The following is a 16,609-nucleotide window of genomic DNA, read 5'->3' as shown; positions in this document are numbered from 1 at the left end:
GGGACCTCAGCGCGGGCCCTCCAGCAGCAGCACGTCCGGGATGCCGGGATCCAGCTCCCGGCACAGGGCGTGCAGCGCGCCCGCGGTGCCGAGCATCAGCCCCCGCACGCTGGTCACGCCCTCGGGCAGGCCGCTGCGGGGGCCCGCTCGGAGGACGCGCTTCAGCGCGCGGTCGCGGAGTCCCGGGAGCCCCGTCTCGGCGCCGACGCGTCGGGTGACGCCGCGCACGGCCCCGAGGTTGCCGAGCGATCCGTGGCACAGGGAGTCGTCCGACGGGAGGGCATCCGACGCCGTCTCCCGGGCGCCGACGAGGGCGAGCTCGAGGAGGTCGGGCCTCCCCAGCGACGCGGCGGCGTCGGCGCGCGCCATCGCGATGCCCGCGGCGCCGTGGCACCAGTGCGCGGGGTAGGCGCCCGTCGCCGACCTGGCCTCCGGTCGGGCGTCGAGCCAGCGGCGGCGCGACGGGTCGAAGAGCGCGTCGTCGAAGCGCAGCGCGCGGACGGCCGCGTCGGCGACGGCGTCGTCGCCGAGGGCCTCCGCGGTGCGGGCGAGCGCCCAGCCGATCCCGGTCGCGCCGTGCGAGAAGCCGCCGAGACGCACGCGGTCGGATCCCGTCTCCCACGCGAGGGCCCCGCCCTCCACCGCCACCGCCGTGCTCAGGGCGCGTCCCGCGAGCGCGCGCAGGGTGGCGCGTCCGGCGTCCGTCCCGCTCTCGGGCAGCGCGGCGACGACGGCGCACGCACCCGCGACGCCCGCCATGACGTCGAGGTGCGGATCCTCGTGCGCGACCTCGCCGAGCCGACGGACGACCGCGGCGCGCAGCTCGCGGTGCGGATCGCCGCCGACCTGCGCGTCGTGGTGGGCGAGCGCGAGCAGGAGCCCGGCGGCGCCGCTGTAGGCGCCCACGGGCAGCTCGACCAGCCCCCGCGCCCAGTCGTCGAGGATCGCCGTGACCGCGTGCATCGCCCGGCGGGCGAGGTCGTCGAGCCCGAGGTCGGGCAGCACGCTGTGCGCATGGGTCGCGGCGAACGCGATCCCGGCCAGCCCGTCGTACAGGGTGGGGCCCGCGGGGCGGTACTCGAGGCCGCTGCTGTCGAGGCTGCTGCTCAGGCCGATCCAGGTCACGTCGTCCTGCCCGAGGACGGCGGAGTCGAGGAGGATCCGGGCCTGGCCGCGCGCCGCGTCGCGGAGGGCGTCGTCGTCCGTGCGGATCACGGGACCGGGGGACGAGGCGGCCCCCGTGGCCGCGCGAGGGGGCGCGTCGGGCAGGTCGCCCTCGCCGTCGCCGTCGCCGTCGGGTGTCGCGGTCGCCGCCAGCACGGACTCGTCGATGAGGCGGAGGGACTCCGGGAGGTCGTCGAGGGAGAGCCCGGCGAGCCGGTCGAGCACGTCCTCGCGCGTGGTCCGCGCGAAGTGCCGCGGCGCGACCTCGTCCGCGTCGGCGATCAGCGCCCGCGAGTCCATCCGGGTGGAGAACAGCGGGACGTCGAGCCGCCAGAGGGCGCGCTCCTCGGCGGCGACGAGCGCGGCGTCCCCCGGGTGGTCCTCGACGCGCGTCCACAGGTGGCGGAGGAGGTGGTCCCGGTCGATGCCGCTGCGCAGCGGCCGCGGTCGGCGCATCTCGGTGAGGAGCAGGGAGTAGGAGCGGGTCGCGCGCAGGATGTGGCGCGAGGAGAGGTCGGGCACCTCCGACAGGAGCCCGCGGACCTCCGTGCGGCGCTCGAGGACGGCGCGGAACGTGCGCCGGTACCCGTCCGCGATGGCGGAGCGGCCGGCGCGGATGCCCGCGAGGGTCGCGCCCGGCGGCTGGTTGCGGGACCGGCCCACGGGCATCTCGCGGGACTCGATCCGCATGCCGTCCGCGCACGCGTCAGCCACCTGGTGCACCGTCGCCGTCGTCCCCGCGTCGTGGAGGCCCCCGGTGCTGACGCTGACGTCGATGCTCGTGCCCTCCCCGGTCGTGAGCTGCACCGGGAGGATGCCGCTGCCGAGCACCGACGCGTTGAGCATCCGGGAGGCCCGGGTGAGGGCCGTGCCGTCGTCGCCGTCGACCTCGCTGCGGTTCTGGATCAGCGTCTCCAGGTCGATGGGCACGGGTCCCTCCGCCGACGCGATGACGTTCTCGAGGTGCAGGTCGGACGCGCCGAGCACGTGCGCGACGGCGAGCAGGGAGCCGAGCCGCTCCAGGTGCTGCTCGAGGGGGATGCCCGCGTCGGGATCCTCCGCGTGCTCCACGAACTCCACCCAGCCGTACCCCTCGCGCGGTAGCACCTGGGCCGCGCGCAGCCGCATCGACGGCGGGAGGGCGGGCGCGAGGACGGTGACCAGGTCGCGGTACAGCGCGAAGACGGCGCAGTCGCGCGGCTTGTAGACGAGCCGACGGCCGTCGGCGAACCGCAGCGTCGCGACCGACTGGCCGCCGTCGTGGGGATCGCCCGCCCCGAGGTCCACCGCTTCCAGGTCGGCGAGGCTGGCGGGAGCCAAGCCCGCGTGCACGAGGGCCCCGTGGTCGGCGCGCAGGCGGTCGAGGATGCGCTGCATGTGCGCGCGCCAGCTGCGGATCGCCGTGACGAGGTCGCGGGCGAGGACGGGGTGACGGGAGAGGAAGTCGGCGCGCTGCGCGGGATCGGCGAGGCGCGCCTCGAGGCGGGCGTACCGGCCGGGAGCCGGATCCCGGGCCAGCTCGGCGAGGAGGCTCCGCAGGGCGAGCGTCGCGAGCTGCTCCGCGAGGCCGTCGAGCAGGTCGGAGCGGGCGGCGGCCGCGAGCCACGGCCACCGGGCGAGGTGCGCACGCTGCCCGACGACCATCGGGCGGAGCAGCGCGGCGAACGGGAGCCCGGGCACGCGCGTGTCCTCGACCACCAGGTGCCCGGTCCTCGGCGCGTAGCCCCCTGCGTCGACCGGCGGATCGAGCAGCCACGGCGCCACCAGGTCGAGCCAGTCCGCGCTGCCGGGCCGGGGCGTCCACGCCTCGCCTGTCAGGAGCCCCGTGAGGTCGGCCTCGTCGAGGAGCTGCCCGGCGAGGTACGCGGCGTGGGAGCCGTCGTCCTCGAGGACGTGCTCGCGCCAGGCGCGGGCCGGCCCGGGATCCACGCGCGGTTCGGCCCGGGGGACGGCGCGTCGCTCGCGCAGCCTGGCCGCCTGCATCAGCGACAGCTCGGCCGCGGTCATCGTCACGTCGTGACCCGCTCGGCGGCGACGCGGGCGGTGCGGGCGGTGCGCGCGACGGAGCGGACGGGCCGCGCGAGGCGCGCGGCCCGTCCGCCGAGGGGGTCCGTCAGCGACACGCGCAGATGAACGTCCCGCACTCGATGGTGAGGGTGCAGAGCCAGCCGCTGCTCGCCATGTACGGGCTCACGACGCGCCGGAACTCGGCGTCGATCTGGGTCTGGACGGAGGGGCTGGTCTCGTCGACCGCGTCGAGGAGCGTGTCCCAGCGCGGGCTGACCATGACGGGCGGTGCCGTCTCGAGGGTGTCGTTCATCGTGTTCCACCTGTGTTCCTGTTGTTGCGGATGGATCCCGGCCGGCGGCCCGGACCGCGGTGCGAGCCGCACCCATCCCGACGGCCCGAAGGCGATGACTGGGTCGACAAGCCCCTTCGGGACCCGGATCCGTGCGCCTCGGCCGATGTAGCCCGTCGACGCCCAGCCCGTCTGCGGTCCCTGGGGATGAGGCTCCCAGCGGCATGGCGGGTGCACATCGTGCGATCCGGTGACTTCCCGCGCCCCCGCCCTCCGCCGATGGTCGGAGGCGGCGGCCGTCGGGATCCCGCGCGAGGCGGAACGCCGTCGTCGTCCCGGCGTCGTCGGGTCGTCGGCCCGACCCCCGCGCTAGCCTGGCTGCGTGATGCGACGGGGGAGTCTGCGCGCGTACGGCGACGCGGGCGTCGCCGTCGCCGTCGCGGTCGCCTGCGCGGTCATGGGCCTCCTGGGCCAGCCCGACTGGCTCTGGTCCTCCCTCATGGGGCTCACCCTCGCCGGGCGCCACGCGCGGCCCCTCACCTCCGCGCTGCTGGCCACGGCGATCTCGTCCACGCACATGCTGACGACGGGATCGCTGCTGTTCCCGGGCGACGTCGTGCTCCTGGTCTCCGCCTACTCGGTGGCCGCCCACGCCGCCGACCGGCTCCGGCACGCGAGCCTCGCCCTCGGCGCCTGCTTCGTCGTCGTCCTCGGCGCGCGCACGCTCACCGGCCAGGAGCTGGGATCCCCCGGATCCGTCGGGCTCGTGATCGCCCTCGTCTCCCTGAGCTTCGCGATCGCGTGGGCGGTCGGGCTCCTCGAACGACGACGGCGCGAGGCCGTGCGCATCGCCGAGCTCCGGACGCTCATGTCCGAGCGCGACGCCGACGCGCGCACCCGCCTGGCCGCCTACGAGGAGCGGGAGCGCATGAGCGACGACATGCACGACGTGCTCGCGCACACGCTGACGAGCGTCATCGTGCAGGCGGAGAGCGGGCGGGCGACCGCATCGAGCCCCGAGTCGACCGAGATGTTCCGCACGATCTCCGAGAGCGGTCGCGCGGCCCTGCAGGAGGTCAGGGGCCTCCTCGCCCCCGCCGTCGCCGACGTGCGTCCCGCGCCGGGATGGGACGACCTCGACGCCCTCGTCGAGGGGTTCCGCCGCTCCGGGATCCGCGTCGACCGGGAGGACCAGGGCGCGCCCCGGCCGCTCCTCCCGGGCATGGGCGTGGCCGTCTACCGGGTCGTGCAGGAGTCCCTCACGAACGCGGTCCGGCACGGCGAGGGGGACGCGGCGCGCCTCCGCGTCGAGTGGTCGCAGGACGCGCTGACCGTCACGGTCGCCAACCGCGTGGCGCCGGATCGCGCGCACCGGCCGGTGGAGGAGCACCGGGGCCTGACGGGGATCCGGCGTCGCGGCGCCCTCTACGGCGGACAGGCGGGGTACGCGTGCGGCGACGAGTTCGTCGTGCGGGCCCGATGGCCGACGACCCCTCCGCCCGGCGGGACCACCCCGTGAGCGACGCGCCCGCGCCCATCCGCGTCGTCGTGGTCGACGACCAGTCCCTGGTGCGGGACGGCTTCGCGCGCATCGTGGACGCGCAGCGGGACATGGTGTCGGTCGCCGTCTGCGCCGACGGCGAGCAGGCGGTCGCGCGCGTCGCCGAGCTCCGCCCCGACGTGGTGCTCATGGACGTGCGCATGCCGGTCCTCGACGGGATCGAGGCGACCCGGCGGCTCGTGGCGGACGGGCACGTGCCGCCCACCCGGATCCTGGGCCTCACCACCCACGACACGGACGCCTACGCCCTCCGCATGCTGCGCGCCGGCGCCGTGGGCTTCCTGCTGAAGGACAGCACCGCCGTGCAGCTCGTCGACGCGATCCGCTCCGTGCACAACGGCACCTTCGCGGCCTCGCTGAGCACCACGCAGCGGCTGCTGGACCGGCTGGCCGTCGAGCAGGCGGCGCCGCCCGCTCCCGACACCGCCGCCCTCGAGGTCCTCACCGACCGCGAGCGGGTCGTGTTCACGCGCCTGGTCACGGGCGCGTCCAACCCGGAGATCGCGCGCGACCTCTCCATCGCGGAGGTCACGGTGAAGACGCACGTCGGCCACATCCTCACGAAGCTCGGCGTGCGCGACCGCGTGCACCTGGTGATCTGGGCGCACCGCCGGGGCCTCGCCGCCTGATCCCCGCGGCGTGGCGCCGAGGTGCCGCCGCCCTGCCGCCTGCTCCTCCCATCGCAGGAGGGCGCGCCGGCCGGGACCGGCCCACGGCACGATGCGCGCCCGCGTCGGCCCGCCGAGGATGGGGGCATGCCGACCACGACAGCACGCCTCCGATGAGCGCCGTCATCTCGACCCGCGGCCTGACCAAGCGGTTCCGCGACCGCGTCGCCGTCGACGCGCTCGACATCGAGGTGCCGCAGGGGTCCGTGTACGGGTTCCTCGGGCCGAACGGATCCGGGAAGTCCACCACCATGAAGATGCTGCTGGGGCTCTCGCAGCCGACGGCGGGCGAGATCCACCTGTTCGGCCAGCGGCTGACCCCGGCGACGCGCGGCGGGCTGCTGCCCTCCATCGGGTCGATGATCGAGGCGCCCGCCGGCTACGGCCACCTCACCGGGTGGGAGAACATGCGCATCGTGCGCGACATGCTCGGGCTCGCCGACGCCCAGGTGGAGCGGGCCTTCGCCACCGTGCGGCTCACGCAGCACCGGGACAAGCTCGTGCGCCGGTACTCGCTCGGCATGAAGCAGCGGCTGGGCATCGCCATGGCGCTCGCCCGCGACCCCTCCCTGCTCGTCCTCGACGAGCCCACCAACGGCCTCGATCCGGCCGGCATCGAGGAGATCCGCTCCCTCCTCATGGACCTGGCGAGCCAGGGGATCACCGTGATGGTCTCCAGCCACCTCCTGGACGAGATCGAGAAGATGGCCAGCGTGCTCGGCATCCTCGCCTCGGGCCGCATGATCTTCCAGGGCACGCGCGCCCAGCTGTTCGAGCACTCGATCCCCGACCTCGTCATCGAGACGTCGGAGCCGGAGCGGGCCATGGAGGTCGTCGCCGGGGCGGACAGGAGCCCCGAGGGGATCCGGCTCAGCGCGCGCTCCAAGGACGAGACGGCCGAGATCGTGCGGCGGCTCGTGGCCGCAGACGTCCCCGTGCACGAGGTGCGCCGCCTCCCGCAGAGCCTCGAGGACGTGTTCATGGACATCACCGGTCGCGGGGGGCAGCTGTGAGGCGCGCCGTCGCGATCGAGTTCCGCAAGATGCACCGGCTCCGCTCGCTCCCGCTGCTCATCGGCATGGTGGTCGCCGTCGCGGCCCTGAGCTCGGCGTCGCAGTTCGCGAGCAGCACGCGCGCGGGCTTCGACGATCCGGGCGCGCATCCCTGGGCCGTGCTCCTGCTCGGCTACACGCTCATGGCGGCGATGACCTCGCCGATCCTCACCGCGGTGATCGCGAGCCGGCAGACCGACATCGAGCACCAGGCGGGCGGGTGGATCCTCGCGGCGAGCGCCGGCCGCACGGCAGGCGAGCTCTGCCGGGCGAAGCTCGTCGCCCTCGCGGCGCTCCTCGTGCCCGCCGTGCTGGTGCAGTCCCTGCTCGTCGTCGCCGCCGGGTACCTCGCGGGGATCCGCGTACCGCTCGACGTGGCGCCGTGGGCGCTCTACACGCTCCTGCTCTACCTGGTCGACGTGGCGTTCTGCGCGCTGCACGTCTGGCTCGCGGCGCGCGTGGAGAACCAGCTCATCAGCGTGGGCGTCGGCATGCTGGGCGCCTTCCTGGCGGTGTTCTCGCTGCTGCTGCCCTCCGCCGCGAGCCGCGCCATCCCGTGGGGCTACTACGCCGTCATCTCGCAGGCCGGCCAGTCGGACGCGGGGGTCGACTACGTCGCCTCGCCGCTCGGCTGGATCGTCGCCTTCCTCGTCGTGGTCGCGGCGGCCTTCGCGCTCGCGACCGTCCGCCTCGATCGAGTGGAGAGGTAGAACCGTGCTCCGAGCCGAAGCCGTGAAGCTCAAGCGCTCCAGCATCTGGGTCATCGCCGTGCTGCTGCCCGTCCTCGCCGTCGTCACCGGCACCATCAACCTGGCGAACAACGCGCAGACCCTCGACTCCGGGTGGGCGTCGGTCACCTCCCAGGTCGTGCTGTTCTACGGCCTGCTGTTCTACTCCATGGGGATCAGCCTCCTGGCGGCGGCGATCTGGCGCGTCGAGCACCGCGGCACCAACTGGAACGCGCTGCTGACCGCGACCGCGCGGCCGCTCCGCCTCGTGCTGGCGAAGGTCGTGGTGATCCTCGTCCCGGTGGCGCTGATGCAGGCGGTGCTCGTCGGCGGCACCGCGATCTCGGGCCTGTTCGTGCTGCGGCTGGACGGCCCGTTCCCGCCGGAGTTCCTCGCGGTCGGGGTGATCGCGATCGTGGCCGCGCTGCCGCTCGTCGCCGTCCAGTCCCTGCTGTCGCTGCTGCTGCGGTCCTTCGCGGCGCCGGTCGCCCTGTGCCTCGTCGGGTGCGTCGTGGGCGTCGCCTCCGTGACCTCCACGGCCCTGCGTCCGCTGGCCGAGGTGCTCCCGCAGGCGATCAACACGCGGGCGCTGAACCTGGGCTCGACGGCGATCGCGGGATCCGGCGGTCTCACCGCCGCGGACGCCCTCCCGATCCTCGCGACGAGCGTGGTCCTCGGCGCGCTGCTCGTGCTCCTCACGGTCGCGGCGATCCGCGTGGTCAAGCTGCGCTGATCGGCGCCGGCCGGGCGGCCCGGGCCGGGTCGCCCGGCCGCGGCTCGCCCGAGCCGCCCGGGCCGCTGGGTCAGCCGGTCGTCACGCGCCCGGCGCCGTCGTCGCGGCGCCGCGCCGCGATCGCCTCCCGCGCCGGGTCCTTCGCCGCGAGCGCCGCCGCGATGGTCAGCACCGCGTACAGGCCGATGTAGGCGCAGAGGATCCACGGGGATCCGCCGCCCCACTGCAGGAACAGCACCGCGAGCAGCGGCGTGAGGCCGACGGAGAAGATGCTCCCCACCTGGTAGCCGAGCGAGACGCCGCTGTAGCGGACGCCCGTCGGGAACTGCTCGGCGAACCACGCGGCCTGCGGGCCGTAGATCGAGTCGTGGAAGACGTTCATGCCGAGCGCGAAGACGAGTGGCAGGAGCAGCAGCGGGCCGGAGTCGAGGAAGGCGAAGAACGGCCAGATGAGGATCCCGATGCCGGTGGCGCTCGCGATGGTGAGGCGGCGGCGGCCGACGCGGTCGGAGATCCAGCCCCAGAGGGGCGTGGTGAGCACGCTGAGCGCCGAGACGATCAGCACCGAGGTGAGCGCGACGCCCGAGTCGCCGCGCTTCTGGGCGAGGTAGGAGAGCGTGTAGACGGTGAGGATCGAGTAGAGCGCGGGCTGCACGAGGCGGAGGCCGGCGGTGATGAGCACGGCGCGCGGGTGCTTCCGCAGCACGACGCCGAGCGGGAAGCGCTCGACCTTCCCCGACTCCTTGATGTCGCGGAACTCGGCGGCGTCCTCCACGCGGAGGCGGATCACGAGGCCCACGGCGACGAGCACGGCGCTGAGGAGGAACGGCAGCCGCCAGCCCCACGCGAGGAACTGCTCCTCGCCGAGGCTGAAGCGGGTCGCGGCGAAGACGCCGGTCGCGAGGAGCATCCCGCCCGCGGATCCCATCTGCGTGAACGCGCCGAAGAGGCCGCGGCGGTGGGCGGGGGCGTGCTCGACGGAGAGGAGCGCGGATCCGCCCCACTCGGCGCCTGCCGCGATGCCCTGCACGAGGCGCAGGAGGACGAGGCCGACGACGCTCGCGAGGCCGATGGTCGCGTAGGTCGGCAGCACGCCGATGAGCGTCGACGCGATCCCCATGAGCACGAGCGAGTAGACGAGCATGCGCTTGCGGCCGATGCGGTCACCGAGGTGGCCGGCGACGATCCCGCCGATGGGCCGGGCGAGGAAGCCGACGCCGTACGCGGCGAACGACGAGAGCAGGCCCACGGCGGGCGTCTGGTTCGGGAAGAACTGGCTGCCGAACACGAGCGCGGACGCCGTGGCGTAGAGGTAGAAGTCGTAGTACTCGACGGTGGTGCCGACGAACGACGCGGTGAGGACGCGGCGACGGCGGCGCGAGACGTCGGCGGGCGCCTCGACATCGGCGGGCGGGGTGGGCGGCGTGGTGGTCGACGCGGCGGTCGCGGCGGGCGGTGCGGTGGTCATGGGGTCTCCAGCGGTGCGGCTGCGGTGCAGGGGGAGCGGTCCGGGCGGGGATCCGCTCGGGTGCCGCCCACCGTGGCCCGTGATCCCCCGGCCGGGGAAGAGCCGCGGTCACGCCGCGTAACGCGCGCCGGTAACGCCGCGTCACACGCGCCGCCCCGGATTCCGGCGCGTGGGGAAGCGGGTGGGAGGGTGGGACCCCGACGAGAGGATCCCCATGCCCGACGCCCGGCCCCCGCTCCGCTTCGCCGCGTTCGTGATGAACACCGCCAGCCACATCCAGCACGGGCTGTGGCGGCACCCGTCCGCCCGGCAGCACGAGTTCGACGACGTGCAGCTGTGGGTGGACCTCGCGAGGACGCTCGAGCGCGGCCGCTTCGACGCCATGTTCTTCGCCGACGTCGTGGGCCTCTACGGTCCGGGCGACGGCGCCTACGACGTGAACGCGCGCGAGGGCCTCCAGTTCCCGAGCAACGACCCCTCCGTGCTGATCTCCGCGCTCGCCGTGAGCACGGAGCACCTCGGCTTCGCGTTCACGAGCTCCGTGCTGCAGGCGCACCCGTTCGACTTCGCGCGCAAGGTCTCGACGCTCGACCACATCACGAAGGGCCGCATCGCCTGGAACGTCGTCACCAGCGCGCTCGACGGCGCCGCCCGCAACTTCGGCCACGACGGCCTCGAGGACCACGACGCCCGCTACGCCTGGGCCGACGAGTACCTCGACGTCGTCTACAAGCTGTGGGAGGGCTCGTGGGACGACGACGCGCTCCAGCGCGACAAGGAGCGCGGGGTGTTCTCGGACGCGTCGAGGATCCACCGCATCGACCACGAGGGGCCGCGCTACAAGGTGGCCGGCCCGCACCTGTCGTCGCCGTCGCCGCAACGGACGCCCGTGCTGTTCCAGGCCGGATCCTCGCCCGTCGGCCGCCGCTTCGCCGCCCGGAACGCGGAGGCGCAGTTCATCCTGTCGTCGACGCCGGAGAAGACCCGCGCCCTCATCGAGGACACGCGGGCGCTCGCCGTGGACGCCGGGCGCCGGGCGGACGACCTCTCCTTCTGGCTCGGGCTCTCCTTCATCACGGGGAGCACCGAGGAGGAGGCGAAGCGCAACGAGGCCGAGATCGACGAATACCTGAGCGCCGACGGCTTCCTCCTGCACTCCAACCTCGGCTTCGACCCGAGGACGGGCGAGCAGCTGGATCCGGCGACGCCGCTCAGCCAGGTCGAGACGCAGGCCGGGCAGAGCCACCTCAACTGGCTGCGGGAGGCGTCGCCCGACCGCGAGCCGACCATCGCCGACCTCGCGCGGCTCTCCGCGAAGCTCCGCGGCCGCGTCGTCGGCACGCCCGAGCAGATCGCCGACGTGCTCGCGGGCTGGCAGGAGGCGGGCGTCGACGGGATCAACGTCATCAACTGGACCCTCCCCGGCAGCTACGAGGACTTCGTCGACCACGTGACGCCCGTCCTCCAGGAGCGCGGCCTGCAGCAGCGCGAGTACGAGCCCGGCACGCTCCGGCACAAGCTCACCGGGCGCGACCGGCTGCCGGAGTCGCACCCGGCGGCCGCCTACCGGGGCGCGTTCTCGTGACAGTGGCCGACGCCGCGACGGCCGCGACTGCCGCGACCACCGCCGAGCTGCGCGCCGAGCTCCGGCCGCTGTTCGACCGGATCCGCGAGGGCGCCGTCGCCCGTGAGCGCGACCGGGAGCTCGCGCACGACGCCGTCGCGCTCCTCCGCGAGGCGCGGTTCGGCGCGATCCGCCTGCCCGTCGCCGACGGGGGCCGCGGCGCGTCCCTGGCCCAGCTCGTCGAGCTGATCATCGAGCTCTCGGCCGCCGACGCCAACGTCGGCCACCTGCTCCGCGGCCACTTCGGCTACGTCGAGCTGGTGCTGCGCCGGCCGCCCGGCCCCGCGCGCGACGAGTGGATCCGCCGCATCGCGTCCGGCGCCGTCGTCGGCAACGCCACGAGCGAGCAGACCGGCACCACGCTCGCCGACATCTCCACGACGCTCACCGAGCGCGACGGCCGCTGGCTCCTCGACGGCACCAAGTACTACTCCACGGGCACGCTCTACTCCGACTGGATCTACCTGGCCGCGGGGCGTCAGGCCGCCGACGGCGTGGAGCGCGTGACCCTGGCCATCCCGACGGACGCGCCGGGCGTCACCGCCGTCGACGACTGGGACGCCTTCGGCCAGACCCTCACCGCGAGCGGCACCACGACCTTCGAGGCGGTGGAGGTGGATCCCGCGACCGTCACCGCGTACCGCGAGGCGCCGCTGAGCCACATCCAGGCCTTCTACCAGCTGCACCTCGTCGCGGTGCTGGCCGGGATCGCCGAGGAGGTCGAGCGCGACGCGGCCGCGTACGTGCGGAGCCGCACGCGCACCTACATCCACGCGAACGCCGCGCTGCCGAAGGACGACCCGCAGGTGCTCGAGGTCGTCGGCCGGATCTCGTCGGCCGCGTTCGCCGCGCGCGCCACCGCGCTCGCGGCCGCCGCCCTGCTCGACGACGCCGTCGCGACCGCGCCGCCCGGATCGCCCCTCGACCGACCGGCGCTCGACGCCGCCGAGAACGCCGTCTACCAGGCGCAGGTGCTGGCGGTCGAGCAGGTGCCGGCGGCGGCGACGCTCCTGTTCGAGGTCGGGGGAGCGTCCGCGACGTTCCGCGAGCGCGCCCTCGACCGGCACTGGCGGAACGCCCGCGTGGTCGCGAGCCACAACCCGGCGATCTTCAAGGCGCGCACCGTCGGCGAGTACGCGGTCGAAGGCCGCGGCCCGGTCGACGCGTGGGCCGCCTACGAGAAGGTGGGCGCGACGACGTTCCCGCGCTGACCGCCGCGCCCGTGCGTCGACGTGCCGTGCTGTGCCGCCCGACCTGGGGGCGTCCGCGCGCCGGGAGGCACCGCGCCGCCTCGGTACGGTGGACGGGCGGCCGCGACGCCGCGGGACGAGGGGATCCATGACGACGCACGCGCCCAGCCGGCCGCAGCTGGACACGACGCCGCTGACCGGCCGCATCGACCGCGACGACCTCCGCCGCTTCCGACGCGGGTTCACCGCCCGGTTCCCGGTCCTGGTGTCGCCGCTGTTCCTGCTCGGCCGGATCGCGATGGGCGTGCTGGCGGTGCTCACGATCCCGCTCGGCGGCGTCTTCGTGCTCGTGGCCGGCCTCGGCGCCGTCCTCACCGACGACCCCGAGACCCGCGGCGACGCCCTCGGCATGACCGTCTTCGGCATCCCGCTGCTCGGCGCGGGGATCTTCTTCGCGTGGTACCTGATCCGCACCCGCCGTCGCCGGAGCACGATCCGCAGCCACTACCGCCTCGCGCGCTTCGGCCGGGCCAACGGCATGAGCTACGCGCCAGGCCCGCTCTCCGACGGGCACATGGGCGAGGTCGCCGCGCGCGGCATGTACGTCACCCGCGTCATGCGGCCGCGCACCGCCCGACCGGTCGAGTTCGGGAACCACGAGCTGAGCCGGGCGTCGACGGCGTCCGGGATCACGCAGTACGGCGGCTACGCGATGATCGGCCTGCGGCGCGAGCTCCCGCACATCCAGGTCATCTCCAACCGGACGCGCCTCCGCCGGGCGATGACGCCCACGGTCGACGTGGCGCCCGACCAGCGGCTCGAGCTCGAGGGCGACTTCGACCGGCACGCGGCGCTGTACTGCCCGGAAGGGTACGAGCGCGACGCCCTGTACCTCTTCACCCCCGACGTGATGGCGGTGCTCGTCGACCGGGTGGGCGGCTTCGACGTGGAGATCCGCGGCGACCGGCTGCTGCTGCGCTCGCCGGCCGACATGGTGACGCTGGATCCCGACCGCTGGCACGACGTGCTCGACGCGACCGCGGCCCTGATGGCGAAGGTCGACCGCTGGGAGCGCTGGCGCGACGACCGGCTGCTGTCGCTCGAGGGGGAGGGGGCGTTGGCACTCACGGCGTCCGACGACGCGCTCGCCGTGCCCGAGCCCGGGAAGGCGCGCCGCCGGCCCCGTCGTGCGCGCGGCGTCGCGGCGGCCGGCCGGCGGCTCCGGATGCGGCCCACTCTCGGCCTCGTCCTGCTCCTCCTGCTCGCGGCCGTCTTCCTCGGCCTCGGCTTCCTGATCACGACGCTGCCGTGAGCCGCGTCACGGCGCTCACGCGGGCGAGGCTCGACACGGGTCCGCTCACCGACCGGATCCGCCGCCCGGACCTCCGCGCGTTCCGCCGGGAGTTCCGCCGCGCGCACCCGGAGGCGGAGGGCATCGGCGTGAAGGCGCGCACCTTCCTCATGCGCTTCCTCCTGTGGGACAGCGTCATCGCGCTCGCCCTGTTCGCCGGGATCATCGCGGAGACGCTGCAGGAGGGCGCGCCCGACGCCGGCGAGCAGGTCCTCTTCCAGGCGCTGATGGCCGCGATCTTCGCCATCCTGCTCGTCGTGTCGGGCAGCTGGGTCATCCGCTCGCGCGGGCGCCGCGGCGGCTACCGGGCCCACCTCCGGCTCGTGCGCTTCGCGGCGGCCAACGGCATGGAGTACCTTCCTGGGCCGATGTCGGACGGGCGCTTCGGATCCGCGCGACGCTTCTTCGACCTCACGCGGGTGATGCGGCCGACCCTGGCGCCCGGGATCGAGTTCGGGAACCACGAGATCGTCACGGCCGGGCGGCGCGAGGGGGCGCCGCGCTTCGGCGGGTACGCGATGATCCGGCTCGCGCACGAGATGCCGCACATCCGCGTCATCGCGCGGCGGGGCGTCGTCCGGCGGGCGCTGACGATGATGTCGCGGCCGGACCGCGAGCAGCGCCTGTCGCTCGAGGGCGACTTCGACCGCCACTACGCGCTGCACTGCCCGGCCGGCAGCGAGCGGGACGCCCTCCACCTCTTCACGCCCGACATCCTCGCGCTGCTCATCGACCGGGTGCGCGGCCTCGACGTGGAGGTCGTCGGCGACCGGCTGCTCCTCACCTCGTTCGACGACGTCGTGACGTGCGACCCGGAGCGCTGGCGCGACGTGATCGAGGCGACGACCGCGCTCGTAGCGAAGGTCGAGCGGTGGGAGCGCTGGCGCGCCGATCCGCTCGAGCGCGCCGACGAGCCGTCCGCGCTCGACGCGGCGCTCGAGGCGATGGGCCTCCCCGACAGTGGCCGGGCATCGCGTCCGCGGGGCGCGCGGCGCCTGCGCATGACCCCGACGCTCGGCGGCGTCATCGCGGTGGGCGTGCCGCTGCTCCTGTCCGTGGTCGGGATCGTCGCCGTGCTGGTGCTCGACTGACGCGGATCACTCGCCCGTGACGCCGTCGAGGAGCTCGCGCACCACGTCGACGTGGCCCGCGTGGCGCGCCGTCTCCTCGATGAGGTGCACGACGATCCAGCGCAGCGACGGCATCTCGTCGGGCGGCCCGCCGGCGGCGACGTCGTCGAGGTCGTGGCGCGCGATCACGGCGTCGCTCTCCGCGCACGCCCGCTCGTAGTCGGCGACGATCTCCGCGAGGGAGTCGGTGGGCGCGACCCGCCACTCGCCGTCGGGGTCGTCGTCGCCGCCGAAGCGGCGGTCGTAGTCGCCCGCCTCCATCAGCTCGACGGTCCACGAGCGCTCGACGTCGGCGAGGTGCCGGAGCACGCCCGCGACCGAGGTGGGGCTGGGGAGGACGCGGCGCGCGGCGTCGGCGTCCGAGAGGCCGCGGGCCTTGCGGATCACGGTGGCGCGGTTGAGCGCGAGGAAGCCGGCGAGGCAGGCGCGCTCGTCGGCGCGCGGCGGGCGGGGGCGGTCGTCGGGGCCGAGGACGTCGGCGTCCGGGCCGCTCGCGAGGCCGGGGACCTCGGGGGTGTCGTGGCTCATGGCGGGAGCCTAGGGCCGGTTCCGGCGGGTGGGGAAGACCCGCGGGCGGGCCGGGTCGCGCGCCGGCGCGGGGTGGGCGCGCGACCCGGGCGGGAACAGCCGACGTGCGCCTGCGCGGTCCGGTAGGCCGCCTCGATGACGCGGTCCCACACGGGGGCGACCACGAGCGGCGCCTCCTCCAGGCCGCCGGACAGCACACTGTACTGGCGGGCGCCCGGGCCGGATCCGTCGAACAGCGGAGCGCCGGACGCGCCCTCCTTCATGTCGCAGTCGAGCTCCTGGCCGCTCTGGCCGTCGAGGTGCGTGGCCCGCGCGGTGCCGCTGCAGAGGTACGGCGCGTCGCCCGTGAACCGGCCCGACGCGGGGTACCCGACGATCGTCGTGTAGTGCGTCAGCCCCTGGTGGAACTCGACGGGGGAGGCGCCGACGGCCTCGGTGAGGGTGCGCCCGTCGGGGCTCGCGACCGTGAGGAAGGCGGTGTCGCGCGCCGGATCCAGCGTCTCGCGCCAGCCGGCGGGCAGCGTCACCGAGGTGACCGGCCAGATCGTGTACGGCTCGCCCTTCACGTACCCGGGCACGAACACCATCCTCGACGGGTCCTTCCCGGGGAACGCGCAGTGGCCCGCGGTGGCGACCGTGAGGCCGTCGGCGGACTCGACGGCGTTGCCCGTGCAGCTCATCTCCTTGCCGTCGACGACGTACGCGACGACCCCGACGTGCGAGACGGGGTCGACCCGCTGCGCCACCGGGATGACGGGGCGCGCGCGGTGCTGCTCGCGGGCGGCGGAGGTCGCGAGCTCGTCCGCGGACGGGGTGTCGTCGGGCGTGCCCGGGGTGCCCGTCGCGCGGGTCAGCTCGGGGGATCCGGCTCCGTCGAGCCGCTCCGGCGTCCAGAAGGCCACGGCGTCCGCGGCCTCGGCGGCGGAGCGGGCGACGGTCGTGGGAGCGGGGACGGCGTCGTCCGCGGTGGCGGACGCCGCGGGGGAGACGGCGACGAGGGCGAGGAGGCCCGCGGCCCCCACGGCCCCCGCGACCACGGCGAGGGTCGGGCGGCGGAGGAGCGTGCGGGCGAGGATCCGTGCGGCGGTACGGGACGCGTGCGTCATGGACGGC

The 16,609-nt window shown here is 74.9% G+C and carries 14 protein-coding genes; 9 read left to right on the top strand and 5 right to left on the bottom strand.

What is annotated here, in order from left to right; genetic code table 11:
* Nucleotides 1-6: 6 nt before the first annotated feature.
* Together H9X71_RS09855 and H9X71_RS09850 are read right to left on the bottom strand one after the other, a co-directional pair.
* Complete coding sequence (locus H9X71_RS09855; protein WP_244961900.1) at nt 7-3,171, bottom strand: type 2 lanthipeptide synthetase LanM family protein; 3,165 nt, start codon at nt 3,169-3,171, stop codon at nt 7-9.
* A 106-nt stretch (nt 3,172-3,277) separates the two neighbouring features.
* Nucleotides 3,278-3,484 carry a hypothetical protein gene (locus H9X71_RS09850; RefSeq protein WP_086527377.1) on the bottom strand — a complete coding sequence of 69 codons (207 nt, stop codon included), beginning with the start codon at nt 3,482-3,484 and terminating at the stop codon, nt 3,278-3,280.
* A 364-nt stretch (nt 3,485-3,848) separates the two neighbouring features.
* Between H9X71_RS09850 and H9X71_RS09845 the strand changes: the two genes are divergently transcribed.
* From H9X71_RS09845 to H9X71_RS09825, 5 genes are all read left to right on the top strand, one after another.
* Nucleotides 3,849-4,982: a sensor histidine kinase gene (locus H9X71_RS09845; RefSeq protein WP_191146932.1), complete on the top strand. Its 1,134-nt coding sequence runs from the start codon at nt 3,849-3,851 to the stop codon at nt 4,980-4,982.
* Nucleotides 4,979-5,653, top strand: coding sequence for a response regulator transcription factor (locus H9X71_RS09840; RefSeq protein WP_213003944.1), 675 nt, complete (start codon nt 4,979-4,981; stop codon nt 5,651-5,653). The genes H9X71_RS09845 and H9X71_RS09840 overlap by 4 nt, the downstream gene beginning before the upstream one ends.
* Before the next feature lie 152 nt (nt 5,654-5,805).
* Nucleotides 5,806-6,705, top strand: a complete 900-nt coding sequence (locus tag H9X71_RS09835) for an ABC transporter ATP-binding protein (protein ID WP_191146930.1) — start codon at nt 5,806-5,808, stop codon at nt 6,703-6,705.
* Nucleotides 6,702-7,454: an ABC transporter permease gene (locus H9X71_RS09830; protein ID WP_191146929.1), complete on the top strand. Its 753-nt coding sequence runs from the start codon at nt 6,702-6,704 to the stop codon at nt 7,452-7,454. The genes H9X71_RS09835 and H9X71_RS09830 overlap by 4 nt, the downstream gene beginning before the upstream one ends.
* A gap of 4 nt (nt 7,455-7,458) precedes the next feature.
* Complete coding sequence (locus H9X71_RS09825) at nt 7,459-8,205, top strand: ABC transporter permease (protein WP_191146928.1); 747 nt, start codon at nt 7,459-7,461, stop codon at nt 8,203-8,205.
* 70 nt (nt 8,206-8,275) lie between these two features.
* Here the strand turns inward: H9X71_RS09825 and H9X71_RS09820 are convergent, their stop codons facing one another.
* Complete coding sequence (locus H9X71_RS09820; RefSeq protein WP_191146927.1) at nt 8,276-9,673, bottom strand: MFS transporter; 1,398 nt, start codon at nt 9,671-9,673, stop codon at nt 8,276-8,278.
* Nucleotides 9,674-9,887: 214 nt separating this feature from the next.
* Between H9X71_RS09820 and H9X71_RS09815 the strand changes: the two genes are divergently transcribed.
* The 4 genes from H9X71_RS09815 (at nt 9,888) to H9X71_RS09800 (ending at nt 14,929) form a co-directional block, all read left to right on the top strand.
* The gene (locus H9X71_RS09815; protein ID WP_191146926.1) at nt 9,888-11,258 is read left to right on the top strand and encodes an LLM class flavin-dependent oxidoreductase; all 1,371 of its coding nucleotides are present in this window, start codon (nt 9,888-9,890) and stop codon (nt 11,256-11,258) included.
* 2 nt (nt 11,259-11,260) lie between these two features.
* Nucleotides 11,261-12,508 carry an acyl-CoA dehydrogenase family protein gene (locus tag H9X71_RS09810; RefSeq protein ID WP_191146925.1) on the top strand — a complete coding sequence of 416 codons (1,248 nt, stop codon included), beginning with the start codon at nt 11,261-11,263 and terminating at the stop codon, nt 12,506-12,508.
* A 127-nt stretch (nt 12,509-12,635) separates the two neighbouring features.
* Nucleotides 12,636-13,799, top strand: coding sequence for a hypothetical protein (locus H9X71_RS09805; protein WP_191146924.1), 1,164 nt, complete (start codon nt 12,636-12,638; stop codon nt 13,797-13,799).
* The gene (locus tag H9X71_RS09800; protein WP_191146923.1) at nt 13,796-14,929 is read left to right on the top strand and encodes a hypothetical protein; all 1,134 of its coding nucleotides are present in this window, start codon (nt 13,796-13,798) and stop codon (nt 14,927-14,929) included. The genes H9X71_RS09805 and H9X71_RS09800 overlap by 4 nt, the downstream gene beginning before the upstream one ends.
* Nucleotides 14,930-14,935: 6 nt before the next feature.
* Here the strand turns inward: H9X71_RS09800 and H9X71_RS09795 are convergent, their stop codons facing one another.
* Both H9X71_RS09795 and H9X71_RS09790 read right to left on the bottom strand, forming a co-directional pair.
* Nucleotides 14,936-15,496 (bottom strand): DinB family protein, encoded by a 561-nt coding sequence (locus H9X71_RS09795; protein WP_191146922.1) that lies wholly within the window; start codon nt 15,494-15,496, stop codon nt 14,936-14,938.
* On the bottom strand, nt 15,493-16,602 hold the full coding sequence (locus H9X71_RS09790) for a trypsin-like serine peptidase (RefSeq protein ID WP_244961557.1): 1,110 nt from the start codon (nt 16,600-16,602) through the stop codon (nt 15,493-15,495). Before H9X71_RS09790 ends, H9X71_RS09795 begins: the two co-directional genes overlap by 4 nt.
* Nucleotides 16,603-16,609: the final 7 nt, after the last annotated feature.

Source organism: Clavibacter zhangzhiyongii (assembly GCF_014775655.1).
GTDB lineage: Bacteria > Actinomycetota > Actinomycetes > Actinomycetales > Microbacteriaceae > Clavibacter > Clavibacter zhangzhiyongii.
Note: the sequence above shows the minus strand (reverse complement) of the source record. Positions and strands in the feature narration are given on the sequence as shown.